The 24980-nt window shown below is 74.2% G+C and carries 23 protein-coding genes; 11 read left to right on the top strand and 12 right to left on the bottom strand.

All coding sequences use genetic code 11. The features are described from left to right. Positions 1-110: 110 nt before the first annotated feature. The gene (locus ACQPW6_RS18170; RefSeq protein ID WP_433890687.1) at positions 111-692 is read left to right on the top strand and encodes a GNAT family N-acetyltransferase; all 582 of its coding nucleotides are present in this window, start codon (positions 111-113) and stop codon (positions 690-692) included. Positions 693-793: 101 nt separating this feature from the next. Beyond that, on the top strand, positions 794-1780 hold the full coding sequence (locus ACQPW6_RS18165) for an IS481 family transposase (RefSeq protein ID WP_433894407.1): 987 nt from the start codon (positions 794-796) through the stop codon (positions 1778-1780). A gap of 110 nt (positions 1781-1890) precedes the next feature. On the opposite strand, the gene ACQPW6_RS18160 is transcribed toward ACQPW6_RS18165, so the two are convergent. Then, complete coding sequence (locus tag ACQPW6_RS18160; RefSeq protein WP_433890686.1) at positions 1891-2880, bottom strand: phosphoribosylaminoimidazolesuccinocarboxamide synthase; 990 nt, start codon at positions 2878-2880, stop codon at positions 1891-1893. Between the two features lie 205 nt (positions 2881-3085). Between ACQPW6_RS18160 and ACQPW6_RS18155 the strand changes: the two genes are divergently transcribed. Next, positions 3086-4471: a UDP-N-acetylmuramoyl-tripeptide--D-alanyl-D-alanine ligase gene (locus ACQPW6_RS18155; RefSeq protein WP_433894576.1), complete on the top strand. Its 1386-nt coding sequence runs from the start codon at positions 3086-3088 to the stop codon at positions 4469-4471. A gap of 87 nt (positions 4472-4558) precedes the next feature. Here the strand turns inward: ACQPW6_RS18155 and pip are convergent, their stop codons facing one another. Further along, positions 4559-5551 (bottom strand): prolyl aminopeptidase, encoded by a 993-nt coding sequence (gene pip / locus ACQPW6_RS18150; RefSeq protein ID WP_433890685.1) that lies wholly within the window; start codon positions 5549-5551, stop codon positions 4559-4561. A gap of 79 nt (positions 5552-5630) precedes the next feature. Between pip and ACQPW6_RS18145 the strand changes: the two genes are divergently transcribed. The 4 genes from ACQPW6_RS18145 to ACQPW6_RS18130 all read left to right on the top strand — a co-directional run bounded on the left by ACQPW6_RS18145 (position 5631) and on the right by ACQPW6_RS18130 (position 9356). Next, the gene (locus ACQPW6_RS18145) at positions 5631-6224 is read left to right on the top strand and encodes a MarR family winged helix-turn-helix transcriptional regulator (RefSeq protein ID WP_433890684.1); all 594 of its coding nucleotides are present in this window, start codon (positions 5631-5633) and stop codon (positions 6222-6224) included. Positions 6225-6369: 145 nt separating this feature from the next. Next, a complete protein-coding gene (locus tag ACQPW6_RS18140; protein WP_433890683.1) occupies positions 6370-8196 on the top strand; it encodes a SpoIIE family protein phosphatase in 1827 nt (608 codons plus the stop codon). A 172-nt stretch (positions 8197-8368) separates the two neighbouring features. Next, entirely contained in the window at positions 8369-8770 is a 402-nt protein-coding gene (locus tag ACQPW6_RS18135) for a DUF1992 domain-containing protein (RefSeq protein ID WP_433890682.1), read from the top strand. A gap of 1 nt (position 8771) precedes the next feature. Beyond that, on the top strand, positions 8772-9356 hold the full coding sequence (locus ACQPW6_RS18130; RefSeq protein WP_433890681.1) for a hypothetical protein: 585 nt from the start codon (positions 8772-8774) through the stop codon (positions 9354-9356). 7 nt (positions 9357-9363) lie between these two features. On the opposite strand, the gene ACQPW6_RS18125 is transcribed toward ACQPW6_RS18130, so the two are convergent. After that, entirely contained in the window at positions 9364-10458 is a 1095-nt protein-coding gene (locus tag ACQPW6_RS18125; protein ID WP_433890680.1) for a hypothetical protein, read from the bottom strand. Positions 10459-10733: 275 nt separating this feature from the next. Here ACQPW6_RS18125 and ACQPW6_RS18120 point away from each other — a divergent pair, with 275 nt between their 5' ends. Then, the gene (locus ACQPW6_RS18120; protein WP_433890679.1) at positions 10734-11009 is read left to right on the top strand and encodes a hypothetical protein; all 276 of its coding nucleotides are present in this window, start codon (positions 10734-10736) and stop codon (positions 11007-11009) included. Positions 11010-11169: 160 nt separating this feature from the next. On the opposite strand, the gene ACQPW6_RS18115 is transcribed toward ACQPW6_RS18120, so the two are convergent. After that, the gene (locus tag ACQPW6_RS18115; protein ID WP_433890678.1) at positions 11170-11673 is read right to left on the bottom strand and encodes a DUF5949 family protein; all 504 of its coding nucleotides are present in this window, start codon (positions 11671-11673) and stop codon (positions 11170-11172) included. A 313-nt stretch (positions 11674-11986) separates the two neighbouring features. Between ACQPW6_RS18115 and ACQPW6_RS18110 the strand changes: the two genes are divergently transcribed. Both ACQPW6_RS18110 and ACQPW6_RS18105 read left to right on the top strand, forming a co-directional pair. Beyond that, a complete protein-coding gene (locus ACQPW6_RS18110; RefSeq protein WP_433890677.1) occupies positions 11987-12856 on the top strand; it encodes a hypothetical protein in 870 nt (289 codons plus the stop codon). 133 nt (positions 12857-12989) lie between these two features. Continuing rightward, positions 12990-13250, top strand: a complete 261-nt coding sequence (locus tag ACQPW6_RS18105) for a chaplin (protein WP_433890676.1) — start codon at positions 12990-12992, stop codon at positions 13248-13250. 81 nt (positions 13251-13331) lie between these two features. On the opposite strand, the gene ACQPW6_RS18100 is transcribed toward ACQPW6_RS18105, so the two are convergent. Further along, a complete protein-coding gene (locus ACQPW6_RS18100; protein WP_433890675.1) occupies positions 13332-14201 on the bottom strand; it encodes a tyrosinase family protein in 870 nt (289 codons plus the stop codon). Between the two features lie 22 nt (positions 14202-14223). Then, positions 14224-14694, bottom strand: coding sequence for a tyrosinase family oxidase copper chaperone (locus tag ACQPW6_RS18095; RefSeq protein WP_433890674.1), 471 nt, complete (start codon positions 14692-14694; stop codon positions 14224-14226). Between the two features lie 432 nt (positions 14695-15126). On the opposite strand from ACQPW6_RS18095, the gene ACQPW6_RS18090 reads away from it, so the two are divergent. Further along, positions 15127-16788 (top strand): glycosyl hydrolase, encoded by a 1662-nt coding sequence (locus tag ACQPW6_RS18090; RefSeq protein WP_433890673.1) that lies wholly within the window; start codon positions 15127-15129, stop codon positions 16786-16788. Between the two features lie 38 nt (positions 16789-16826). Here the strand turns inward: ACQPW6_RS18090 and ACQPW6_RS18085 are convergent, their stop codons facing one another. The 6 genes from ACQPW6_RS18085 to ACQPW6_RS18060 form a co-directional block, all read right to left on the bottom strand. After that, positions 16827-18308, bottom strand: a complete 1482-nt coding sequence (locus ACQPW6_RS18085) for a GNAT family N-acetyltransferase (RefSeq protein ID WP_433890672.1) — start codon at positions 18306-18308, stop codon at positions 16827-16829. Then, positions 18305-18964, bottom strand: a complete 660-nt coding sequence (locus tag ACQPW6_RS18080) for a lipopolysaccharide biosynthesis protein (RefSeq protein ID WP_433890671.1) — start codon at positions 18962-18964, stop codon at positions 18305-18307. The genes ACQPW6_RS18085 and ACQPW6_RS18080 overlap by 4 nt, the downstream gene beginning before the upstream one ends. Before the next feature lie 8 nt (positions 18965-18972). After that, the gene (locus tag ACQPW6_RS18075; RefSeq protein ID WP_433890670.1) at positions 18973-20121 is read right to left on the bottom strand and encodes a glycosyltransferase; all 1149 of its coding nucleotides are present in this window, start codon (positions 20119-20121) and stop codon (positions 18973-18975) included. Positions 20122-20620: 499 nt separating this feature from the next. After that, entirely contained in the window at positions 20621-21331 is a 711-nt protein-coding gene (locus tag ACQPW6_RS18070) for a polysaccharide deacetylase family protein (RefSeq protein WP_433894575.1), read from the bottom strand. Positions 21332-21449: 118 nt separating this feature from the next. Beyond that, complete coding sequence (gene murJ, locus ACQPW6_RS18065) at positions 21450-23627, bottom strand: murein biosynthesis integral membrane protein MurJ (protein WP_433890669.1); 2178 nt, start codon at positions 23625-23627, stop codon at positions 21450-21452. Continuing rightward, entirely contained in the window at positions 23591-24976 is a 1386-nt protein-coding gene (locus tag ACQPW6_RS18060) for an O-antigen ligase family protein (RefSeq protein WP_433890668.1), read from the bottom strand. The genes murJ and ACQPW6_RS18060 overlap by 37 nt, the downstream gene beginning before the upstream one ends. Positions 24977-24980 lie beyond the last annotated feature (4 nt).

The raw sequence follows: 24980 nt of genomic DNA, 5'->3' as shown, positions 1-24980 counted from the left end.
GCCAGAACGGGCCGCACCCGGGCTGTTTCCCCGGCCGTGTCCTGCTGCGACGATGTGGGTAGTGATCGGGAACGCCGTACGCAGGGGGCGGCCGGACCCGGACCGGAGAGGTGGCGGGTCGGCATGAGGCGTACGCGGGAGGCGAGTCGTTCGTGACCGAGGTGTTCACCCGCCGCATGTCCAGATGGCAGGCCGAGCAGCAGCGCGAAGACGTCGCCGACGTCTACGTGGAGGCGTACCACGGCCCGGCGGGCCAGGAGTTCAGCCAGCGCCAGGACTTCCTGCGGCGCTTCGCCGACGACATGCGGCGGCCCGGCTTCGACATGGTCGTCGCCAGCGAGCGCCGGATGACGGGCGCGGCCTACGGTTTCCGGCTCGACCGGGCCGACGGGTGGTGGCGCGAGTTCACCGGCGGCGCGCTGCGCCAGCTCGAAGAACTCACGGCCTCCGGCCAGGTGTTCGCCCTGGCCGGCCTGATGGTGCTGCCGGCCTACCGGCGGCAGGGGATCGCGACCCGGCTGATGAACCAGCTCCTCCTGCGCAGCGACGCCGCGCTGGCCACGGCGCTGGTGGACCCGGCGAGCGAGGACAGCGCGCCGGCCGCGACGACGCTCGCGGCGTGGGGGTGGAGCAGGATCGGCGAGCTGGGCGCGGGGGAACGCGAGGTGTGGAGCAGGTCGCTCCCCCGCTAGGTGTATTGATCACGAGCGTTGTTGACACGTGTCGGGCTTGATCATGGCGAAGACCTCCGATGCAGTGGAGCTGTCTAGGACTGCACCGCATGGAGGTCTTCGTGTCCCACCGTAATGCCCGGCTGACCGTTCACGGCAGACGGCTGCTGGTTCAGCGGGTCGATGCCGGCCGGCCTGTGGCTCATGTGGCAGCCGAGATGGGAATCTCCCGGGCAACGGGCTACAAGTGGGTGAAGCGGTGGCGGGACGAGGGTGAGGCGGGTCTGGCCGACCGGCCGAGCAGACCCCGCACCACGCCGCACCGGACTGAGCCGGCTATCGAAGTGCGCGTGTGCGAATTGCGCCGGGAACGCAAGCTCGGGCCCGCCCGGATCGGCCCGGTCCTCGGCCTGCCGACATCGACGGTGCACCGGATCCTGACCCGGCACGGCCTGAACCGGCTGGCCTGGATGGACCGTCCGACCGGCACGGTGATCCGCCGCTACGAGCGGGACCGGCCGGGCGAGCTGGTCCACATCGACATCAAGAAACTCGGGAACATTCCCGACGGTGGCGGCCACCGCGTCATGGACCGCCAGGCCGGCGAGGCGAACCGCCAGGCCACCACACCCGCCCGCAGCCCCTCCGGCACCCCGAAGATCGGTTACAGCTTCATCCACACCGCCGTCGACGACCACTCCCGCCTGGCCTACAGCGAGATCCTGGGCGACGAGCGGAAAGAGACCGCCGTGGCCTTCTGGCAGCGGGCCCAGGCGTTCTACACCGGCCACGGGATCACCGTCGAGCGTGTCCTGACCGATAACGGCTCCTGCTACAAATCCCACGCCTGGCGCGACGCCCTGACCGCGGCCGGGATCACCCACAAACGAACCCGGCCCTACCGGCCCCAGACCAACGGGAAAGTAGAACGCTTCAACCGCACCCTGCTCGACGAATGGGCCTACCTCAAGCCCTACGCCAGCAACACCGAACGCACCGAAGCCTTCGCACCCTTCCTGCACGCTTACAACTACCATCGCTGCCACACCGCACTCGGAGGACAACCCCCGATCAGCCGTGTCAACAACCCTGCGGGTCAATACAGCTAGGCCGGCTCCCCCTGAGGCCGCGCCGGCCGACAGCCGACAGCCGGCCGCCTCCGGGGCAGGGGCGGTGGTCGGAAGAAGGCGGTCGGAAGAAGGCGGTCAGAAGAAGGCGGTCAGAAGAACTCGGGCAGCTCGGTCGCCAGCGCGCTCCGGATCCGCTCCCGCACCGGGGCCCCGGCCTCCGGTGCCTCGAACGCGAGACCGGTGACCCGCTCGAACAGGCCGACGTACTTGGTGCTGAACTCGATCAGCGTCTCGACCGGGATCTCGGGGATCGGCTCCCGGTAGGGGTCGCAGCGGCTGACGACCCACAGACGCAGGAACTCCTTGTCGAGGCTCTCCGGCTCCTCCCCCGCCTCGAACCGCTCGCGGTAGCTGTCCGCCGTCCAGAAGCGGCTGGAGTCGGGGGTGTGGATCTCGTCGGCGACCACGAGGGTGCCGTCCTCGTCCACGCCGAACTCGTACTTGGTGTCCACCAGGATCAGCCCCTTCTCGGCGGCCATCTCCTGCCCGCGCGCGAAGAGCTTCAGGCTCACCTCGGCCAGCTCCTCCCACTGCGCGGGCGTGACCGGACGGTCGCGCAGGATCTCCGCCTCGGTGATCGGTTCGTCGTGCCCGCCGTCCAGCGGCTTCGTGGTGGGCGTGATGACCGGCCGGTCCAGCTGCTGGTTCTTGACCATCCCGTCGGGGAACGGGTGGCCGTAGAGCACCCGTTCACCCTTCTGGTAGCTCGGCCACAAGCTGGTGTTGGTCGAGCCCGTCAGGTACGAGCGCACCACGATCTCGAGCGGGAGCATGTCCAGGTCCTTGGCCAGGACGACGTTGGGGTCCGGGTAGGAGATGACGTGGTTCGGGCAGATGTCCGCCGTCTCGTCGAACCAGTGGCGCGCGGTCTGGGTCAGCACCTGCCCCTTGTGGGGCACCACGCCCAGGACCTGGTCGAAGGCGGACTGCCGGTCGGTCGCGATCAGCAGCCGGCGCCGGTCCGGCAGCTGGTAGGTGTCGCGCACCTTGTTGCGCCGGTAGCCGGGAAGCTCGGCGAACTCCGCGTCGCGAAGGCAGTTCTCGACGAGTCGGGAGGTGCTGGTCGGCTGCGTGTTCACATCGGCTCCACGAGGATGTCCATGATCCGCCGATCGTCGGGCGCGAGCACCCGGACGTCAAGCCCGTCCCGCCCGGCACCCCGGCCCGGCAGCGCAGGGCGCGTACCCGCGGGCGCGCGCACCCGGGGTGAGCTTCCCGGCGCGGGGGGAAGGCGGGTCATACGATGAAAGCCCGCTGCCAGCGCGAAAGGCCCCTGCCGTGACGATGTCACTGACCCTCGCCGAAATCGCCGCCGCCACCGGCGGGGTCCTGCATGACGTGGGCGATCCCGAGGCGATCGTCAACGCGCCGGGGGCGAGCGATTCGCGGGCCGTGCGGGACGGGGGGCTGTTCGTCGCCGTCAGCGGGGCCCGGGTGGACGGGCACGACTTCGTGCCGGAGGCCGTTCGCCGCGGGGCCGCCTGCGTGCTGGCCGAGCGGCCGGTGGGGGCGCCCGCGGTCGTCGTGGACGACGTACAGGCGGCGCTCGGGCGGCTCGCCCAGTACGCGCTCACCCGTACGGCCGACGCCCAGATCGTCGCGTTGACGGGCTCCGCCGGGAAGACCACCACCAAGGACCTGCTCGCCCAGGTGCTCGGGCGGCACGGCGAGACCGTCGCCACCCCGGGCAGCTTCAACACCGAGATCGGCCTGCCGCTCACCGTCCTCCTCGCGGATGAGTCCACCCGCTACCTTGTGCTGGAAATGGGCGCCCGCCACAAGGGCGACATCGCGTACCTGACGACGCTCACCCCGCCCCGCATCGGCATCGTGCTGAACGTCGGCTCCGCGCACGTGGGCGAGTTCGGCGGACGGCAGGCGATCGCCGAGGCCAAGGGCGAGCTCGTCGAGTCGCTGCCGCCGGCCGCCGACGGCGGGGTCGCCGTGCTCAACGCCGACGACGACCTGGTCGCCGCCATGGCCACCCGCACCGCAGCGGCCGTCGTGACGTACGGCACCGGGCAGGACGCGACCGTACGCGCCACAGATGTGCGCACCGACGCCGGCCGGGCCGCGTTCACCCTGCACACCCCGGACGGGTCCGCCCCGGTGCGACTGCGGCTGCTGGGCGCCCACCAGGTGCACAACGCGCTCGCGGTGGCCGCCGCCGCCCACGTCCTGGGCATGGACACGGCCGCGATCGGCGAGGCGCTGTCCGCCGCGGAGCCCGTGTCGGCCGGCCGCCTTGAGGTCCTGGAGCGCGCCGACGGCGTCACCATCGTCAACGACGCGTTCAACGCCAACACCGAGTCCACCCGCGCCGGACTCCACGCGCTGGTGTCGCTGGCCGCCGGCCGCCCGATGGTCGCCGTGCTGGGCGAGATGCGCGAACTGGGCGACACCGCGCGGGCCGCGCACGAGGAGATCGGCGGGCTGGTCGCCGAACTGGGCGTCGGCACCCTGGTCACCGTCGGGACCAGCGACGAGATCACCGCCCTGGCCGGGGCCGCTCGCCGCGGCGGCTGCCCGCGGATCGAGTCGGTACCCGACCCGGACGCGCTGCTGCCGGTGCTGAACGGCCTGCTCGACCCGGCCGACGTGGTCCTGGTGAAGGCGTCCAGGTCGGTCGGCCTGGAGAAGTTCGCCGACATCCTCCAGGCCGAGTGCTGACGCGGGCTGAGCGCTGACGGGGGCCGAGTTGCTGACGGGGGCTGAGCGCGCCCCGCAGCCCACCCGTCAGGCCCCGCGGCGGGCCCGTCAGGCCGTCCAGGCGTCCGCGTAGCCGTCGAGCGCGGCCCGCAGCGTCGCGCTCATCGTGGCGCTGCCCTTGTGGCCCGAGTCGGAGACGACCTTGAGCGTGGCCTCAGGCCACGCCCTGGTGAGGTGCCAGGCCGTCTCCACCGGCGAGCTGAGATCGTGCCGCCCGTGGCAGAGGGTGCCGGGAATCCCCTTCAGCAGGTGCGCGTCCCGGATCAGCGCGCCCTCCTCCAGCCAGGCGGCGTGCGCGAAGTAGTGCGTGGTGATCCGGACCATCGCCAGCCTTGCGCGGTCGGGCCGGTCGCTGTACGGGCGCGCGCTCCCGGCGGGTTCGAGCGACACCGCCGCGTCCTCCCACGCGCACCAGTCGGCGGTGGCCCGCTCCCGTACGGCGGGGTCAGGGTCGTTGGCCAGCCGGGCGTAGGCCGCCACCAGGCCGCCGGCCAGCTCGTCGGAGGCGTCGACATCGGGGCCGGCCGCCGCGCGGAAACGTTCCCACTCCTCCGGGAAGAACCGGCCGACGCCCCGGTAGAGCCAGTCGATCTCGGCCCGCCGGGTGGACGTCACACCGTTGATGACGATCTCCGTCACCCGCTCCGGATGCCGCTGCGCGTACGCCAGTTCCAGCGTGGAGCCCCACGAACCGCCCATCAGCAGCCAGCGGTCGATGCCCAGGTGACGGCGCAGCAGCTCCATGTCGGCGATCAGGTGGTCGGTGGTGTTGCGGCTCAGGTCGGTGGCGGGGTCGGCGGCGTGCGGGGTGCTCCGGCCGCAGCCGCGCTGGTCGAACAGCACGATCCGGTAGCGCGCCGGGTCGAACAGCCGCCGCTGCGAGGGCCGGCAGCCGGAACCGGGGCCACCGTGCACATATACGGCGGGTTTGCCGGCCGGGTCGCCCGACACCTCCCAGTGCACGAGGTTGCCGTCGCCGACGTCGAGCATGCCCTCGTCGTACGGCTCGACGGGCGGGTAGAGCGGGTCGGGGCTGGTCACTGCGTGCTCCTTCGTGCTCGCGGGGGCGCCGGGGCGCTGTGGCGCGGTCAATCTAACAGCGCTGTTATATTATCGGATCATGAGCACACCCCCCGGTCCCGAACTCCTCGGCACCCGGCTGCGCCACCTCCTCGACCTGCTCGACGGCGAGCTAGCCGCCTGCTACCCCGCCCTCGGCCTGGACGACGGCTTCCGGCCGCGCTTCACGCCCGTGGTCCGGGTGCTGGCGGCCGGCGGCCCCGCGTCGATCAGGGAGCTGGCCGGGGCCCTGGGCGTCACGCACTCGGCGGCCAGCCAGACCGTCGCCCAGATGGCCCGCCAGGAGTTGGTGACCCTCACACCGGGCGCCGACGCGCGGCGCCGGATCGTCCGGCTCGCCCCGAGGGCGGAATCCCTGCTGCCCGCGCTCGAACGGGAGTGGGCCGCCACCACTGCGGCGGCCACCGCCTTCGAGGCCGAGCTGCCGTACCCGCTCAGCAGGCTGATCGGCGAGGCGCTGGCGGCGCTGGAACGCCGCCCGATGCGGGACCGGATCGGCGAGGCCGTCCAGGCCGCCGGTGACCAGGAGCAGCAGGACGGGCCGCAGCAGGACGGCCCGCAGCGGGCCGGGGCGCCGCAAGCCGGGTCGCCGCAGGCCGGGCAGCCACGCGCGGAGCAGCCGGAAGCCCCCTGAATCGCCGACTCGCGGCCCTGCGGGCACTGTGGAACGTACCCGCCGGCGACGGCCGGCCCCGCGGGCCGGTCCCGTCCGCCGGTCCGCGAGCCACGGCAGCCCGGCCCCGCCGCCCGGCGGCCCGACACCAGGAGGAGGACCGCCGATGCCCGACGACGCTCCTCCGCCACCCGCGACCCCTCCGCCGTCCGGCCTCCGGCCCCAGCCACCGGACGGCCCGCGCCCCGCGCCCGCGGACACCCCACAGACCGCCCCGTCCCCCTCCGACCCGCGGCCGACCCCGCCCCCGTCCGACGTCCCCGCCCAGTGGCTGCTGGGCCAGCTCCTCGAAGGCACCGCCGCCGGCGTCGCCGTCCTGGACACCGACCTGCGCTACACCTACGTCAACGCCGCCCTGGCCCGGATGAACGGCCTGTCCGCCGCCGCGCACCTCGGCAGGACGCTGCCCGAGGTGATCCCCGACGTGCACTCGGACGACGACGTCCTGCGCCAGGTGCTGGCCGACGGCAAGCCCCGCGAGATGGTCTCCAGCGGCCAGACCCGCGCCGACTCCCCGCACCGGCTGCGCTACTGGCAGGGCAGCTACCACCGGCTGACCGACCCCGACGGCCGGGCGCACGGCGTGTGCGGGGTGATCCTCGAGGTCAGCGCCGACCGGGAGATCCTGCTCCAGCTGGAGCAGGCCAGGGAGCGGCTGCTGCTGCTCGACGCCGCCGCCGCCCGGATCGGCTCGACCCTGGAGATGGACCGCACCTGCCAGGAGCTGGCCGACCTGCTGGTCGAGGTGATCGCCGACACCGCGACGGTGGAGGTGCTGGCGATGGGCGGCGGCGAGGGCCACCGGCCGCCGCCGGACGGCACCGTCAGGCTGCGCAGGGCGGCGATGGCGTCCAAGCCCGCGCTGCGCGAGCAGGTGCGGATCTTCGGCACGCCCGGCGAGTACGTGGACTACCAGCCGGGCTCGGCGATCCCGCGCTGCCTGGAGTCGGGCCACCCGGTGGTGCTGAACCTGCTGCCCGACGAGCAGATCAGCAGGACCGCGCCGAACGCCGAACGGGTGGCGGCCTACCGTGCGGCCGGCATCCACTCCGCGCTCGTGGTGCCGCTGTCGGCGCGCGGCAGCCGGCTCGGCACGGTCACCATGGTGCGGGCCGGCGGCTCGCCCGCGTTCGGCGACGAGGACACCGCGATCGGCCGCGCGCTCGCCGACCGGGCCGCGATCAGCCTGGACAACGCCCGCCGCTACAGCCGCGAGCACGGCATCGCCGTGGAGTTGCAGCGCGCGCTGCTCGCCACTCCCGGAAACCCGCAGCCCGACGTGGACGTGGCCACCCGCTACCTGCCGGCCGGCGCCACCGACCTGGTGGGCGGCGACTGGTTCGACACCCTGGCGCTGCCCGGCGGGCTGACGCTGCTGGCGATGGGCGACGTGATGGGGCACGGCGTGGGGGCGGCGGTGGACATGAGCCACTACCGGGCGATGCTGCGGGTGGTGGCGGGCGACGGCGAGCCGCCGGACCGGATCCTGCATCGGATGGACGGGCTGCTGGCGGCGGCCCGCGCGGAGCGCCCCGCGACCTGCCTGCTGGGGCTCGCCGACTCCGCGCGCGGCGGCTGCTGGTTCGCCAGCGCCGGCCATCTGCCGCCCGCCGTGATCAGCGCCGAGGGCCGGGTCCGGCTGCTCGACGTGCCGCCGGGGCCGCCGCTGGGCGCGGACCTGGGCGGCGTCTACCGGACGGTGTATGTCCCCTGGCAGCCCGGCGAGACGCTGCTGCTCTACACCGACGGCCTGGTGGAACGCCGCACCGAGGACATCGACGCGTCGCTGTCCCGGCTCGCCGGGCTGGTCCTGCCGCGCCCGGACGGCCCGCTGGACGCGACCCTCGCCCGGATCCTGCGCAGCCTCGTGCCGTCCGCGACCGAGGACGACGTGGCGCTGCTGGCGGCCCGGGCCCGCACGCCGCTGCCGTAGCGGGACGAGTCCGTACGCGGCTGCCGTAGCCGGCCGGCCCGCGGAAGTTATCCACAGGGCCGTCCCGCCGGTCGGGCGCCCCCTTGTAATCTCGGAACCAGAGCTTGCCGCTCTCGGAGCCCGAGGCCGCCGCCCGGGATCCGAGCCTGCCGATCCACGCGAGGAGTGAGGTATGACCGAACGCAAGCCGCCCGGCGTTCCCTTCGAGACGTGGGTGGACAAGCAGATCCGCGAGGCCGAGGCGCGCGGGGAGTTCGCCGACCTGCCCGGCGCCGGCAAGCCGCTGCCCTCCCTCGACACGCCCTATGACGAGCTGTGGTGGGTGCGCGGCAAGATGCGGGCGGAGGGGCTGTCCTACCTGCCGCCGACGCTGGTGCTGCGCAAGGAGGCCGAGGACGTGGTCGCCGCGGTGGCGAAGGCGCGCTCGGAGGAGAAGGTGCGGCAGCTCATCGCCGACATCAACGACAAGATCCGCGCGGCGATACGCAGGCCGCCGGAGGGGCCGCCGCTCGGCCTGGCGCCGTTCGACGTCGAGCAGGTCGTCGCCGACTGGCGGGCGGGGCGGGAGTCCTGACGTGCGGTTCGACGCGGTGCCGATGCCGCCGACCGTCGAGGGCCGACCGCGGGACGAACGCGGCTACCCGGTGCCGGCGATCACCCCCTGGGAAGGGGACGAGCCGCGGTTCGCGCTCACCGACTACGCGCGCAGCGCCGACTGCGCGCGGGAACGGCGCTGCTCGGTCTGCGACGTGCTGATACCGCGCGGCCCCGTCTGGCGGGTGGTCGGGGCGGCGGAGAGCGCGGCGATCGGCGAGGCGCTGGCAGCCGGCCGGCCGTACCGCAACCTCACGCCCACCCTTGAGGGGCCAGGCCACCGGGCGTGCATGCTCTACGCCTCGATGGTCTGCCCCTACCTGGCCCGGCCCAACGCCCGCCGCGGGCTGGGCGCGGAGCGCCCCGACGACCTGACGTCGCATGTCGTACGGGGCGCGGCGCGCGGCAGCCTGGGCGCGGTCGTCGGCTTCGCCGACTACGAGTTCGCGGTCACCGCCGACCAGGTGCTGTTCCGGTTCCTGGACCCGGTGGAGTTCCTGCCGCACGACACGGCCGACGCGCATCTGGACGAGCTGCGCGCCGAGCTGGCCGCCCGGCGCGGCTGACGGCCGGTCAGCGGAAGGCGGGCAGGCCCTGGTAGCCGGACACCTTGACCGGGGCCGCGGAACCGTCGGCCGGCAGCGTCACGATGCCGGCGGGGGTGCGCGCCGCGATCGTACGACCGTCCGACGACCAGGCCGGCTCGGTGTAGTCGGTGGTGGCGTTCGGGGTGAGGTCCCGGTAGACGGGGCCGCTGTCGGTGGAGTGCTCCACGAACAGGTGGTCGTGGCCGCCGGTGGAGCGGACGAAGACGATGTCCTCGTCGTTCGTCGGCCCCATCGCCGGCTCCGAGCCGGGGGTGAGGGCCGAGCCCTGCTGCCGCAGGTAGTCGTCGCGGATGTAGACCTCGCCGGAGCCGGCGTTGGCGTAGACCGAGGAGCCGTGCTTGCCGCCGGCGTTCGGCCAGGCGTTGCCGGTCTGCGGGAGCGGCTTGACGTTGTCGTCGAACTCGCGGTTGAGCGTGAGCAGGTGCGGGGTGCCGTCGGTGCCCTGGGCGCTGACGCCGTAGAGCCGGGAGACGCCGTCCTTGCGGGCGGCGAAGAGGATGTCGTCCACCGCGGGCAGCGCGCTCTGCGTGTCGGCCGGGCGCACCTGCCAGGTCGGGTGCGACCAGTTCTGGTCGCCGGGGTTCTTGGCGATGACCCGCCGCCCGCCGCCGTCGGGGCCGGCCACCGCCAGGTCGCCGTCGCCGTCGACGAACGCGGCCAGGCTGCCGTCGGGCGACCAGGCCAGGTCGCGGACCTGGGTGCCGAAGTCCACCCGGGTGCCGTTCATCACCACGTACCGGGAGCCGTCGCTGATGGTCAGCCGGCTGTGCGCGGTGCCGTTGAGGGTGGCGGGCACGGCGGGCGCGCTGGGCGTGCCGGCGCCCTTGGGGTCGTCGGAGGGCGAGCCGGTGGAGCCGTTGGCACCGCTGCCGCCGGTGCCGCCGTTCGAACCGGCCGTCGCCGTCGGGCTGCCGCTCGCCCGCGGCGGCGCGCAGCAGGCGGTCGCGTCGTTCGGGCCGCACGCGCTGAGCAGCAGCGCGGCCCCGGTGGTGAGGCCGACGGTCATGGCGACGGCCGCGGCGGTGCTGCGGCGGCTTCGGCGACGGTTGCCTGCGGACATGGCGGATCCCCCCGGAAACGGTGGTGCTGAGCTGACGGTGTGACGGTGTGACGGTGTGACGAGAGAAGCCTGCCCGCCGGACGTCGTTGCTCTGTGCGGCAGTTGTCACGGCCGCGCTACAGCCGTGGCGGACGCTGAAGGGCGGTAAGGGAGGCGGTCGTTCGTGAGCGTGGGCGGAAGGGTCGAAAGGGCCGAAACGGCGGAAGATGGCGGAAGAGGGCGACCGAACCGGCCGGTACGCGTGCCCTGCGCGCGGTTCACGCGTTGTATCGATCATGAATGGAAGCCGAATCCTCACGTCCGCCGCGGCCGGCACCTTCCTGCTGACCGCCGCCGCCTCCGCCGCCCCGGCCGTCGCCCAGGCCGCCGATCTCGGCAGCACGCTCAGCAGCACCGCCGTGACGGCCGCCGCCGCGGGCCAGCAGGCCAAGGGCGCCACCTCCAGCGTCCTCGGCGAGTACAAGGTCGACCAGAAGGTGGGCGCGGTGAAGCACGCCGTGCAGGCCGGCACCGACGCGGTGAGCGCGGGGAACGAACTCGTCAACGGCTGACACCCGGCCACCGGCACGCGAACGGGGCGCCCCCGGGACCTTCGAGGTCCCGCGGGGCGCCCCGCTTCTTTCGTCGTACCGCCGCCCGGGCTGCCCGGGCGGCGGCGGCCCGGCTCGCGCCCGGCCGCCCGCCCGCGCAAGGCCCCGCGGCCCGCCCCGGCTACAGCCGCAGCGTGCTCACCGGCACCAGCACGTGCGCCCCGGCCCCGAGCGTGTCCTCGTCGCCGACGAAGGCCATCAGCGTCTCCTCGGTGACCTCCTGGCCCGGCACCGCCTCCGGCCACGGCCGCCCGGACAGGATCACGTACACCGTGCCGCGCTGCCTGGCCGCCGTCACCCACTGGTCCGGCACCGGGCAGGTGACGTGCAGGTACGGCATCGTCAGCACCGCCTTGCCGCCCTCGACCAGCACCTTCACCGGCGGGTTCGCCGCCCGGGAGACGTCCAGGATCATCCCGCCGACCGGCAGCCCGGCCTCGTGGGCGACGGCGTGCACGGTCTCCTGCACCGCCGCGGGCCCGCCCACCCCGTCGCCGAGCGAATAGGCCATCAGGAACGGCATGTCCTGGCCGTCCTCGTGGTGCGCGCCGGCCCACGGGATCACCACGAGGGTGCCAAGACGGCTCAGGACTGACGTGTCGTTCGCGGTATTCGTCTGGCTCATGCGCCGGACCCTAACGGCCGCGGGCAATCCCCTGCCGCCGATATCACCTCAGCGGGCGACCCCGGCCGCCGGATTCCCCCGTTAGGGGAGCGGTCGAATCCGCGTACGCACTCTAACGGCCCATCAGCGGGCGACGTCCGGTAATTCCCGTGCTGCGGCGAAGTCGGAACACCCGACCGGTACTTCGCGATTCCGGTCCGCCGGTTGCCGCCGGGCCGCGGCCCTTTCCCGATTTCCCCGGTTGCGGCCTCGCGGCCCCCTTTTCACCGTGGTCTGCGTAGCCGTTCTTTTCCACCGAAGGGAAGCTGTCCCCATGCGTAACCCCCGGATCACCGGCGTGGTCGTCTCCACCGCGCTCGCCGCCTCGCTCGCCGGCGGTGTGCTCGGCGCCAACGCCGCTTCCGCCGACGTCCACGGCACCAACACCTCGGGTGCCCGTCCCGCCGCTGCCGTGCCCGGCGCCGACGCCGTGCTCGCCCAGGCCGGCACGCTCGGCCAGCTGGGCGGCGTCCTCACGCCGGCCACCGACCTGCTGCAGGCCGCCCTGACCCAGCCGGCCGACCCGGCCAAGGTCACCGCCGCCACCGACGCGGTCAAGAAGGCCGTCGACGCCGCCAAGGCCGCCGCCCCCGCGGCCCCGGCAGCGGTCGCCGTCCCGGCTGCCCCCGCCGGCCAGGCCGCCCAGGCCGCAGGCAACGCGGCGAAGTCGAGCAGGACCGCGGCGGCCCCGCGCGACCTGCGCGCCGACGCCCTCACCGCGCTCCAGGCGGACGCCGACGCGCTGGCCAAGGCCGCCGGGACCAAGGACGCCAAGGCGATGGTCGCCGCGGGCACCAAGGTCGTCACCGGCCTGGTCAACGTGGTCGTCGCCACCGCGCTCGGCGGCGGGCTGCCCAAGGCCGACCTGCCCGGCCTGCCGGCGCTGCCCACGCTGCCCGGCGCCCCGGCGCTGCCGACGCTGCCCGCCGACTCGGCGCTGCCCGGCACCCCGGCGGTAGCGGCCCCGGCCCAGGCGGCTGCCCCGGCGCACGTGGCTGTCCCCGCGCACCCGGCGGCTCCGGCGCAGCAGGCCGCCCCGGCGCACCCCGCGGCTCCCGCGCACCCCGCCGCTCCCGTCCAGCAGGCCGCCCCGGGCGCCGTGCACACCCTCCCGGGTGCCGTGCACGCCGCTCCGGTGCGGTAGTCACCCGCACGGCGGAATCTGCCGCTTCGTCACCGGTTCAGCTCAACTTGCGTGACTATTCATGATCTCGTCCCGTTGCGCAGAGCGTCATAGCCGCAGCTGTTGCGGCTGGTTTCGTCTCAGGGAGATCTTGATGTCGCGTATCGCAAAGGCTGCGGCGATCACCGCTGCCGCGGGTGCCGTGCTGGCCGGCGGCGCTGGTGTGGCTGCGGCCGACGCCGGTGCCCAGGGTGCTGCGGTCGGTTCCCCGGGCGTGCTGTCCGGCAACCTGATCCAGGTTCCCGTCCACGTCCCGGTCAACGTCTGCGGCAACTCCGTCAACGTGATCGGTCTGCTGAACCCGGCGTTCGGCAACCACTGCGAGAACGCCTCCGTGCACGGCGGCGAGTGGTAGATCCGCACCACCACCGAACGGCCCCCCGTCACCCCCTGGGTGTGCGGGGGGCCGTTGCGTACGTGGGGACACCGTCCGTGCTCAGTTCTCCTCGTACGAGTAGAACGGCCGCTGGTCGAACATCTGCGACGGCTTCGTCCCCCACGGCGGCATCGGCTCGTCCGTGCTGATCACCCGGCCGTGCTCGGGGTCGTTGGCCGCCAGCGGGCGGCTCGGCAGGTACGGGGACTTCGGGTGCAGCCGCTGCCAGCGCACCCAGATCAGGTCGATGAAGGCGTGGTGCAGCCAGAACACCGGGTCGTTCGGCGAGGCGCCGCCGATCATGTGGCCGCCGACCCACTGGTGCACCCGGTTGTGCAGGTAGCCGCCCTTGGTGTCGCTGACCGTCCAGCCCTCGATCTTGTTGCGGAAGCCCTTGGTGGTCGGCGCGGAGTTCCACGGCGCCGTGTCGTACACCGGCATCGCCAGCGCGCCCGACAGCTCCGCCTTCGTCGGCAGCACGATCGGCCGGTCGGGGCGGCCGATGTTGCGGGTCAGGTACTTCTCGGTGGTGACCCCGTAGGTGATCGGCCAGTTGCCGGTGCCGTACGCGAACGGGCCGTCCATCACCTGCCCGTCGCTCACCCGGCCGTTGCCGCCCATGAAGTCCGGCGCCCACAGCGGCGACTTCGCCGAGTTGTCCACCGTCCAGTCCCAGTACGGGATGCTGACCTCGGGGTCGAGCATCTGCAGCTCCGACTCGAACGCCAGCAGGAACCGCCGGTGCCAGGGGAAGAACGTCGGCGCCATGTGGGCGACCCGCAGCCCGGTCTCACCGTCGGCCGCGAAGTACTTCGCGTGCAGGCGCACGTACTTGTCGTAGGAACCCATCCGCTTGAGCTCGACCACCGCCTCGACGAAGCGGGTCCGCTGGCTGCTGGTCAGATGCCTCTGGTTGATCCGGGTGTACACGGATGCCGACCCCTCGTCGTGGTCATTGGTGGTGCTCGGTGTCCATGTCCATGGCGAGCTCGGCGCGCCCGATCACGTCGACCGCGCCACGGGCCGTGGCGAGCGGCGTGGTGTAGGGCTGGTAGTGGTTGGCCATGCTGATCCAGCTGCCGTCCACCCGGCGCATGACGTGCAGCGGCATGCCGTCGATCCGGATGTCGAGCCGCGCGTCGTCGGTGGACGGGTAGCCCTGGATCCGGCGCCCCCGGTAGACCTCGTCGAACAGCGCGGGCGCGTCCTGCGGGGCGCCCTGCGCCAGCGCCTCGGTGTCGTCGCCGCTGCCGTCGTCGAGGCCGTCGCCGGAACGGGAACCGGCCTCGTCGCCGGTGCCGCCCGGCTGGCCCGCGGCCAGCATCGGCCGCAGCGCCGCGCCCGTACCGGACACGGCGGCCACGGTGGTCAGGCCCCTCCTGATCAGCCGCCTGCGGGTCACGCGTGACCGTGCGGTCTTCATCCGGCTCCTCTGGCTCGCGGGCGGTCGTTCGGCAGTCTTCAGGCAGTCGTCCGGTAGTCGTCCGGCGGTCGTTACCGAGCCTCATCATGCCGCCGTAGGGGTGAGCAATCGCGAATAATCGGTGATCGCTGCACGAAAATTCATCCGCCCGAGTGATGTCGCTCTGGGCTTCCTGCCGCTATGAGCTGGGTATCAGCGGACTTCGTATCGCCTTGGTCAAGGAATGCGGTTGACGGTGTGTCGGATGATTACCGGGCACCGAATGCCCGCTGCTGAACGCGGCTCGCCTACGTCCGATTGACGGACCGTCTGCCGGGCAGGCTCGGATGGCCCAGGACAACGGGCGGCGCAATTCTTCCTACGTTATGACTGACCGTGAGGAGAGCTCTTGCACAACGGTGCTCAGCATGCTTCAACGACGAGGGAGTGACCATGGCCAACCGACGCCACTGGGTGGCAGGGACGGGTGTCGGTGTCGTCACGGCCGCCCTGCTGATGACCGGGCTGACCGATTCCGCGCTCGGCTCGGCGGTGTCGGCGGTGTCATCGGTCTCCACCGCCGCGACCTCCGCCGGCCGCTCGTTCGCCGGTGTCCCCGCCGGTACCGCCGCCGGTGACGCGCCCGAGGCGGCCGGCGGCCCGGTCGGCCACCCCGCCCCGCCGAACGCCTTCGCGTTCATGGGCGCCTTCACCGACTCCGGGTCCGACGGAGTCCAGCACATCCCGCAGCTGGAGACCTGGCTCGGCGGCACCGAACTGCGCGTCGGCCACACCTACCTGCCCGGCGACCGCTGGTCGAGCATCGAGGGCGACCCGAGCCTGCTCCAGCCGTGGGCCGACTGGAAGCGCGCCGAAGCCGACCGGCTGTTCGTCCTCAACGTCCCCATGCAGCAGAACAACGAGGACGGCCTCGACGACGCCGAGGTGCGCTCCCGGATCCAGCAGGGTGCCGCGGGCGACTTCGACAGCCACTACACGCGGCTGGCGGAGCGGCTGGTGGCGATGGGCGTGCCCGACACCGTCATCGTGCTCGGCTGGGAGATGAACGGGACCACGTACTCGCACCGCTGCGGGCCCGACCCGGCGGACTGGAAGACGTACTGGAACCGGATCGTGGCCGCGATGCGCGCGGTGCCCGGCCAGAAGTTCCGCTTCGACTTCGCACCGAACCGCGGCCAGGACGCCATCGGCTGGACCCAGTGCTACCCCGGCGACAAGTCGGTGGACATCATCGGCATGGACTCCTACGACCAGCCGCCCGGCGAGACCTTCTACGACGAGGTCAACGAGCCGTACGGGCTCCAGGCGCAGGTGGACTTCGCCAAGGAGCACGGCAAGGCGATCTCGTACCCCGAGTGGGGCCTGTTCAGGAACGGCGACAACCCCGACTACATGAGCCTGATGCTGGACTGGATCGGCGACCACAAGCCGCTCTACCAGACGATCACCGACTACTGCCCGCACGGCGTGTGGCAGTGCGGCGAGAACCCGAAGGCGTCGAAGGTGTTCAGGACGGCGCTGTTCGACCGGAAGTCGGTGGTGGAGCCTACGGCTACGGCTACGGCTACGCCTACTCCGACGGCCACGGGGACGGACGCCGGCACCGGTACGCCGACGCCCAGCGGGACGCCGAGTGCCACGGGGACGCCCACTCCGAGTGCGACGCCGACGGACGGTGTGACGCCCACGCCCAGTGGGACGGCCACGGCTACCGAGACGCCGGGGGTGACCCCGACTGCCGGTGTGACTCCGGTGGCCGGGGAGACGGCCGCTCCCGGGGCGGCCCCGGTTCCCACGCCGACCGTCACGCCGACCCCGACGGTCAGCTCCGCGCCCACGGTGGCCCCGGAGCCCACGCCGTCCGGTACGCCGACGCCCACACCCACGGTGGCGCCGACGCCCACTCCCGCGCCCACCACGCCCAAGCCCACGCCCACCCCGACCGCCGTTCCCGGCGCCGCCCCCGTCCCGAAGCCGGTCAGCACGCCCGCGCCCGCCGTGGACGCCTGCCTGCCGATGGAGCTGACGCCGGAGATGAAGAAGCAGTACGCCAGCGGGCAGGTGTGCTTCCGGCTCCAGCCGAAGAAGAAGTAGGGGCCGGGCGTAGGGGTGGGTCCGCGCGGTGACGGGGTTCAGGTCGTACCGGAGGTCGTACGGGACCTGAGGTCGTTCAGCCGGGCCCGCCAGGCGCGGAGCGCGGGCACCCGGCGGGCCGCGGCCCCGGCCAGCCGGGTGCGTGCGGTGACGGCGGCGTAACGGGCGTGCAGGAGCGCGGCCAGCGGCCGGCCGGCCAGCAGCAGCCGCTGGTTCGTCACGTGCTCCGGCCGCCAGTGGAACTTGTGCGGCTCCGCGCCGCGCAGCAGGCTCAGCGCGCCCCGGCCGCCGCCCGCCGCGTGCCGCACGCCGTGCCGCATCAGCAGCGTCGTGACGTCCACCTTCGTGGCGCGCAGGTCCGGGTGCGCGCCGTAGAGGTAGCCGCCGGCCAGGCTCGGCGAGAGCACGGTCAGGTTGGCGGCCAGCACCTCGCCGCCGACGCTGAACTCGGTGACCACCGCCTCGCCCGAGGCCGTCATCAGCCCGGCAGCCCGGGCGAGGTGCTCGGCGAAGCGCGGCCGTACGTGCTCCGGTGTCACCCCGCGCCCCTGCCACTGGAGCAGGTGCAGCCGCAGCATCGTGCCGACGGCGGCGGGCACGTCGGCCGCCGGCACCTCGCGTTCGACGACCCCGGCGGCGTCCAGCTTCCGCAAATTGGCGCGGATCCGCTGGCCGCGGGAGCTGCCCACCCGGGCGATCAGCTCGTCCATCGGCAGGCCGGGCAGCTCCAGGCAGACGGAGTCCGGGAGCCGCCGCTTGGGCCCTGACCAGTGCGCGTACAGCCGCTCGGCGGCGGCGCCAGGGCGCACCTCGGGCAGGTCGATCAGCGCACCGCGCGCGGCTTTGCGCAGGCCGGCGGCGAGCGCGGCGGTGACGGTGCCTGTGTTTGTGCCCGTGTCGGCGTCAGCGTCGATCAGGACGTCCGTGAAGTCGGTGATCTCGCCGCCGAGCGGGACGAGGACGGGCAGCGGCCCGCGACCGCGCATCAGCGCCGCCGCCCCGACAAGACGCTCGCCCCGGCGTACCAGCACCACCCGCAGCCGGCGCGCCCCGCGCCGGCCGCCGGTCCCGTACGACAGCCACCAGGAGTACAGCCACGCGTGCGACTGGAACGGCGTGGCGACCGGGCACCGCCGGTGCAGGTCGGCCCACTCGCGCGCGAGGGCGGCGAAGGCGACGGGGTCGCGGCAGATCGTGACGGTCAGGTCGGGGGCCCCGGCGCCGGTTGACGCGCCACCGGGCGCGGGGACGGTCGCGCGGCGGGCTTCCGCTGCGCGGGCGGCGGGGGTGGCCGGGTTAGCCATGGCCGGGACAACGGGGTCGGCCGGGACCGGGTCGGCCGTGTTCGCGCTGGCCACGTCAGGGGGGTCGGCCGAGATCGGGCCGGCCGGGTTCGCGCTGGCCGGGGCGGCGGGGTCAGCCGTGGCTTTGGCGAGCGGGTCAACCCGGGCAGCAGGGGCAGCCCGGACCGGGGCGGGCGGGCTTGCCGTGGCCCCGGTCAGCGGGTCGGCGGTGGTCACACCGTCTCCCTGGCCGCCGTCCGGGCGGGCTGCTCGCGGACCGGCTCGGGCGCGGGGCCCGGCACGGCCGCGGCGGGCTCCTCGCGGCGGTCCTTCGGCCGTACCAGCAGCACCAGCCCGCCCAGCAGGCCGCCCGCGCTGGCCCCGACCGCGCCGGACAGCGTGACCGAAGGCGACGAGGGCGAGGTCGGGGCGGCGGCCGGCGAGAACACCAGCAGGCGTACGCCGGTGCTGGCCGCGTTGCGGTTGCCGGTCTCGGTGAGCGAGCGGGCCACGGCGTTGGCGACGGTGGCGGCGGTCTGACCGTGCGATCCGGTGCCGGTCACGGAGATCATCGGCGCGTCGGGGGAGGTCGCGGCCTGGACGCTGCCCCGCAGATCGTCCACGCTCATCTTGGTGGTGGCCTGCGCGCCCGCCAGCACCGCGGACCCGGTGACCACCCGCCCGTACGCCTGCGCGAAGCCGAGCGCGGTCGCGGAGTCGCCGTGCACGGGCACCACCATCACGTAGCTGGTGGCGGCGTACTGCGGCGACGCGGTCAGCCCGTAGCCGACCCCGCCGAGCAGCCCGACGCCGATGCCGAGGCCGAGCGGCAGCCAGCGGGGCAGGCCGCGGCGACGGGTGGGGCCGGCGGGGCGGCTGCGGTTCTCGTCCATGCGGGTTCTCATTTCTCGACGGTTCGACGGGTGGACGTCCGGGTGGTGGTGGTGCGGTGCTCGGTGACGCGCGTGTAGAGGTCCATCACCAGGTCCGCCGTCCGGGCGATGTGGTACTGGCCGACGGCCGGCGGCACGGGCAGCCGGCGCGGCCCGGCCGCGACCTCCGCGGCGACGGCGGCGTCCAACTCCCCGGCGCTCACCAGGCGCGCGCCGGGAGCATCCGCGGCCGGCAGGTCCTCGACGGCCGGGCAGGCGGCGTGCAGCACGGGCAGGCCGGCCGCCAGCGCCTCCAGGACGGCCAGCCCGAAGGACTCCTCGGCGGAGGGCGAGACGAACAGGTCGATGGCGGCGAGCAGTTCCGGCACGCCGAGCGGGGGGCCGTCGGTCGCGGACAGGATGTGCGTGCGGCCGGCGATGCCCAGCGCGGTGGCGAGCTCGCCGAGCGCGGCGCGCTCGGGGCCGGCCCCGGCGACCAGGGCGTGGGCGTGCGGGGGCGCGGCGGCCACGGCGTGCAGCAGGACGTCGAAGCGCTTCGACGTGACGAGCCGGCCGACGCCGCCGACGACGTACGCGTTCGCCGGCAGGCCGAGCCGGGCGCGGGTGGCGGCCCGCACGGCGGGATCGAACCGGAAGCGGTCGGGTTCGATGCCGTTGGGCGCGAGGTGGATGCGGCCCTCGGGCACCCCCCAGTCGCGCAGCCGCCGCGCGACCGTCCCCGACACGGCGAACGTCCCGGCGCCGAGCCGCTCGGTGGCCCGGTACAGCGTGCGGGTGCCGCGGGTGAGCGGGCGCCCCTCGATCTGCGACTCCCCGAGTGAATGCTCGGTGGCGACCACCCCCCGCACCCCGGCGAGCCGGGCGGCCGGGCGGCCGTAGACGCAGGCGCGGTACAGATGCGTGTGCACGACGTCGTACCGCCCGCGCCGGATGAGCTTCACGAGCCGCGGCAGCGCGCTCAGATCCCGGTTCCCCCGCATCCCGAGATGCGTGACGCCCGCGGTCCCGTCCGCGAGGATCCCGTCGGCGACGGCCCCCGGATTGGTGAGCGCGACCACATCGGACCGAACGCTCTGCGGCAGGACCCGCAACAACCCCCGAAGCTGCAGCTCGGCCCCCCCAACCCCAAGCCCGGTCACCACATGCAACACCTTCACGCCCACGCCTCCCGCTCAGGTTCGCCGCCCGACTCCCGTCCGGCGGTAACTTGTCGCGCAGTTCCCCGCGCCCCTGGTGATGCCGGGTCTGCGGCTGTCGCCGGCTGCCCGCCGCGCGGCGTGGGGTCGTTGCCTGGCTCCCGGCCGGTGGGGGTTGGCCGCGCAGTTCCCCGCGCCCCTGGTGATGCCGGGGCGTTGTCGCGCCAGGCGCGCACGCTTGCCCGGTTGGACGGGGCCAGCGGTGCACCGGGGTTGCCCCGGTGCATATTAGGGGCGCGGGGAACTGCGCGACGAGCCACGGCGGGCCTGCACGCGGGGTGGGTGCTGAGCCAGTTGCGGGCTTGGCCTTTGCCGCTCGGGGTCGTCGTAGTGCCGGGACGGCACTGGTTGCGGGTGCCCCGGTGCATAAAAGGGGCGCGGGGAACTGCGCGACGAGCCACGGCGGGCCTGCGCACGGGCTGGAGGGTGAGCCGGTTGCGGGGTTGGCCGCGGGTCGGGGTCATTGGGGGGTACCGCCCGGGGAGGGCATCAAGCGTTCGCGGCGCGCCGCGTGCAGGAAGCGCTTCGCCCGCAGGCGAAGGGAACCGTCCCGCGCGCCGACGTATGTGCGGGGAAGCGCGAACCGCCCCGCGAGCGCCCCCGGATCCACCGCGCACGCGTACGCGTAACCCGCCCGCCGCACCGCGAGCAAAGCGCGCGAGTTGAGCGCCCCGTACGGGTAGCAGAACCCCTCCGGCGCCGCCCCGGTCAACTCGCGCAACAGCCCCCGGCTGTCCGCGACTTCCGCATCGAGCGCCCCCTCCTCGCAGATCCCGGTGAGCCGCCTGTGCACGAGCCCGTGCGACCCCACCTCCATGCCGGCCGCGGCCACCGCCCGGATCCCGTCCGCGGTGAGCAGCGGCTTGCGCGGCCCCTCCGCGTCCCACGCGTTCTCCCCGCCGAGCCGCCCGGGCAGCGCGAACACCGTGGCGGTGTGCCCGTACCGCCGCAGCAGCGGCACCGCCTGATCGAGGAAGTCGGCGTACCCGTCGTCGAAGGTCAGCCCGACCAGCCCCCGTGCCTGCCCGGCCGCCCGCGCCCGCAGCAGCCGGCCGACGGAGACTCCGGTCAGCCCCCGGTCGCGCAGCCACCGGAGTTGGCGCCCGAGCCGGTCCGGGCTGACGGTGACGAGATACGGATCGTCGGCGTCCTCGCTCACCGAGTGGTACATCAGCACCCACGGCGCGAGCGACCGCCGCCCGCCCGCGGTCCTTTCCGTATCGGCCGTCCTGACCGAGCCGGTCGAGCCGGTCGAACCGGCTGATCCGGCCGATCCGTTCGCTGCGAGATCAACTGGCATGGCTGAGCCTCCGTTTCACCGTGCCGAACAGATAGGGCACCTCCGGCACCCCGGCGACCGCCGCCGCCGCGGCGAACACGACGGGCACCACCACGCACCCCGCGAGCACCCCGAGCGCGGGCCCCGGCAGCACCGCCGCCACACCCCAACCCGCCCCGGTGGCAGCGGCCGCCGCCACGACCACCCGTCCGAGCCCACCGGTCAGGGCCCGTGCCCTGACCGGCACGCCCCGGGTGGCGAGGCCCCGCAGGAGCAGCGCCGCGGTGACGGTGATCCCGGCGGCGTTGCCCGCGGCGATCCCGTAGCTGCCCCACCGTCCGACGGCCGCCGCGTCCACGCCCGTGGTCACCGCGAGGCCGACGCCCATCACGGCGGCCGGGTACCAGGTCGGCCGCGCGGCCGAGAAGTAGGGCCGGATCAGCGCCCCGACCAGGCACTGGCCGAGCAGCCCGAGCGCGTACACCCGCATGACCGACGCCGTCGCGCCGGTGTCCGCCGCGGTGAACGCACCGCGCTGGAAGAGCACTTGGACGATCTGCGGCGCGCAGGCGATGACGTACGCGGTGCCGAGCAGCACCACCAGGCAGGCCAGCATCAGGTCGTGCTCGACCTGCCGCCTGGCCCGTTCGCGGTCGCCCTCCGCGAGCGCGCGGGAGACGACGGGGAAGGTGACCGTGCAGATCATCAGCGACAGCACCATCGGGATCTGCGCCACCTTCTGCGCGTAGTTGAGGTGCGAGATGGCGCCCGCTTGCAGGTCGGAGGCGAAGAACCGCTCGATCAGGACCTGGGCCTGGCGGCTGACGGTGAAGACGATCACGGGCGCGAGCAGCGCGAGTCCGAGCCGCCGTCGCCGCCCGCCCGCCGGTTCCGTGAGCCGCTCGACGGGCCGCGCCTCGGCCTTCGGACGGCGCGTCTCCCGTACGAACGTGGGGAGTTGGACCAACACCATCAGCACGCCGCCGATCGCGACCCCCGCCGCTGCGGCCCGTACCCCGAACCGCCCGTGCAGCGTGACCAGCGTGACGATGATGCCGACGTTGTAGGCGACGTAGATCGCGGCCGGGGCGAGGAACCTGCGGTGCGCGCGCAGCGCCGCGCTGAGGTAGCCGGTCAGGCCGAAGCTGAAGACGGTGACGGCGGTCAGCCGGGTGCAGTCGACCGCGAGCCGGGTGTCCCGCAGCCCGGGCGCGAGCACGTCCACGATGTACGGCGCCCCGACGACGAGCAGCGCGGTGACGGCGGCCAGCACGGCGACCAGCCGCGGCAGCGTGTCCCGCACCAGCGACCGCACCCCGCCCCCGCCGGCCCGCGCGAGCACCCCGCTGAACGCGGGCACGAGCAGCAGCGCCATCGCGTCCTCGATCAGGACGGTGGAGGCGAGTTCGGGCACGGTCCACGCGACCAGGAACGCGTCACTGGCGGCCCCGGCGCCGAACAGGTGGGCGATGGCCTGGTCCCGCACCAGACCGAGTACGGACCCGGCCGCACTGAGCCCGGCGGTGATCCCGGCGGCCCGGACGAGGAACCCGCCGGCCGAGCGCGAACGCGAGCCGGTGGAGGGTGGTGAAGCGGTCCCGGTCTGGGGCGAGTTCGGGCTGACGTCGGCGGGCTGATCGGCAGCCGCCAGGTAAGTGGGCCCGGTCTGGGGCGCGCTGAACGGTGTGCGGGGGTCGGACGCGGCCGCGAGGACCGGTTCGTGGGCCGCCGGGCGCGGGACCGGGCCCTCCGCGCAAGTCGGCGCGGTTCGGCGTACGTTGGCGCCGACGGCCCCCGGCCTGCGGGCGTTCGTGCAGGCCGGTACGGGCTGGTGCGCGGTGGCGGCCGGGAGTTCCGCCGGGTGCGCGACCGCACCTGCGGCCGGGGAGACCAGACCTCCGGCGGTCCCCCAAGTCGTCGCTGTCCGAGAGGACTTGGACCCGGCCCGCCCGCTCCGCTCTTCCACGACCGCCGCGCCCCGGCGGCGCCCGGCCACCGCGAACGCCGCACCCGCGAGCGGCAGCCGGGCCGCCTGGCCCGGCCCCGTCCTCGAAGCGGCCGTCGAACCCGCCGACCCCAGCCCCGCCCCCGACCCGGCCGTCGAGGCAGGTGACCCCGGCCCCGGGCCGGGCACCCGCGGATCCCCGCCCATCACGCCGTCCCGTTCGCCGAGTTGAGCGACCACCACGCCGCCAGCCCGATCACCATCGCCGTCAGCACCGTGCACGGCCCGCCGATGTCCGCGTACAGGAAGTCCACGCACTGCCACAGCAGCAGTCCCACCGCCGTCAGCCCGCACGCGGCCGCCCCGCCGTCGCCCGCCGCGCGCCGGCCGCGCAACCGCCGCGTGCCGAGGGCCAGGAACGCGGCCCAGCCGCCGACCAGCGCGGTCACCCCGATCAGGCCCTGCTCGCTGAGCGCCAGCAGGTACATGTTGTGCGGGGACAGCAGCGGTTCGCGGACGAACGACTGGCCGGCCCCCTCGGTGTCGCTCGCGGCGGACAGCGCCAGCGAGGCGTGGCCGTCGCGCTCCTCGGGGAAGCGCTTGAGGCCGACGCCGGTCGCCGGGTGCTCACGCCACATGCTGATCGCCGCGGCCCACAGCGCGTAGCGGTCGGTGACCGACGGGTCGGGCGCGTCCGTGACCTGCGTGATGCTCGCCGCGCGCTCGCTGATCATCGCGGAGCCGACGCCGAGCCCGCCGACCAGCAGCACCGCGCCGGCCGCGAGCACCGCGAAGATCCGGACCGCCCGCCGCCCGCCCGACAGCACGATGAGCGCCGCGCACGCGGCCCCGGTGGCGATCCAGGTACCGCGGCTGAACGACACCGCGAGCGGTACGACCAGCGCCGCCGCGCAGCCGAGCGCCACCGGCCGCAGCCAGGCCGGCATCCCCGCCGTCGCGGGCGCGAGCGCGCAACCGACGCAGATCACCAGGCCGTACGCCACCACCGTGGCCATGCCCATGATGTCGGAGGGCCCGAACGTGCCGACCGCGCGGATGTTCTCGCCCATGTACGACGCCCCGGTGGCCGTCGCGTACTGCGTCACCCCGACCGCGCCCTGCACGAGCGCGAGGACGACGACCGACCCGGCGACCACCGCGAAGTCCCGCCGGTCGCGCAGCAGGAGCACCAGCGACGCGGGCACGGCGACGAACACCTGGACGTAGCGCAGGAATCCGGCGACCCCGGCGCCCGGGTCGAGCGAGGTCATCGCGGACAGCGCGAAGCCGACCGCGGGCGCGCCGAGCAACAGCGCGGCGGCCAGGGTCAGCGGGCGGGACCGGTCCCGCAACAGCCGTACGGCGCAGGCCAGTACGAGCACGGCGGAGGCCGCGTCGGCCGGGGTGACCTTGCCCGAGGTGCTGACGTCGCCGGTGCTCACCGGCGCTGCCAGCAGCAGGACGGTGGCGAGCGCGGGCAGCAGCGGGGCCAGCCACCCGAGCCTGGCCGGCCAGGGTGCCGGGGCTGGAACGGGGGCCTGCGCGTCGGCCTGCCGCCGGGCCGCCGGGAGCGGTTGCACGAGGATCGTCATGGGT

Source organism: Streptomyces sp. CA-111067 (assembly GCF_050956065.1).
Taxonomy (GTDB): domain Bacteria; phylum Actinomycetota; class Actinomycetes; order Streptomycetales; family Streptomycetaceae; genus Actinacidiphila.
Note: the sequence above shows the minus strand (reverse complement) of the source record. Positions and strands in the feature narration are given on the sequence as shown.

Bases quoted from the DNA above. Each gene is read 5' to 3' on its own strand.
- ACQPW6_RS18155 (WP_433894576.1), top strand. From the start codon at position 3,086: ATGTCACTGACCCTCGCCGAAATCGCCGCCGCCACCGGCGGGGTCCTG.
- ACQPW6_RS18145 (WP_433890684.1), top strand. From the start codon at position 5,631: ATGAGCACACCCCCCGGTCCCGAACTCCTCGGCACCCGGCTGCGCCAC.
- ACQPW6_RS18140 (WP_433890683.1), top strand. From the start codon at position 6,370: ATGCCCGACGACGCTCCTCCGCCACCCGCGACCCCTCCGCCGTCCGGC.
- ACQPW6_RS18135 (WP_433890682.1), top strand. From the start codon at position 8,369: ATGACCGAACGCAAGCCGCCCGGCGTTCCCTTCGAGACGTGGGTGGAC.
- ACQPW6_RS18125 (WP_433890680.1), bottom strand. From the start codon at position 10,458: ATGTCCGCAGGCAACCGTCGCCGAAGCCGCCGCAGCACCGCCGCGGCC.
- ACQPW6_RS18120 (WP_433890679.1), top strand. From the start codon at position 10,734: ATGAATGGAAGCCGAATCCTCACGTCCGCCGCGGCCGGCACCTTCCTG.
- ACQPW6_RS18115 (WP_433890678.1), bottom strand. From the start codon at position 11,673: ATGAGCCAGACGAATACCGCGAACGACACGTCAGTCCTGAGCCGTCTT.
- ACQPW6_RS18110 (WP_433890677.1), top strand. From the start codon at position 11,987: ATGCGTAACCCCCGGATCACCGGCGTGGTCGTCTCCACCGCGCTCGCC.
- ACQPW6_RS18105 (WP_433890676.1), top strand. From the start codon at position 12,990: ATGTCGCGTATCGCAAAGGCTGCGGCGATCACCGCTGCCGCGGGTGCC.
- ACQPW6_RS18095 (WP_433890674.1), bottom strand. From the start codon at position 14,694: ATGAAGACCGCACGGTCACGCGTGACCCGCAGGCGGCTGATCAGGAGG.
- ACQPW6_RS18090 (WP_433890673.1), top strand. From the start codon at position 15,127: ATGGCCAACCGACGCCACTGGGTGGCAGGGACGGGTGTCGGTGTCGTC.
- ACQPW6_RS18080 (WP_433890671.1), bottom strand. From the start codon at position 18,964: ATGGACGAGAACCGCAGCCGCCCCGCCGGCCCCACCCGTCGCCGCGGC.
- ACQPW6_RS18070 (WP_433894575.1), bottom strand. From the start codon at position 21,331: ATGTACCACTCGGTGAGCGAGGACGCCGACGATCCGTATCTCGTCACC.
- ACQPW6_RS18060 (WP_433890668.1), bottom strand. From the start codon at position 24,976: ATGACGATCCTCGTGCAACCGCTCCCGGCGGCCCGGCGGCAGGCCGAC.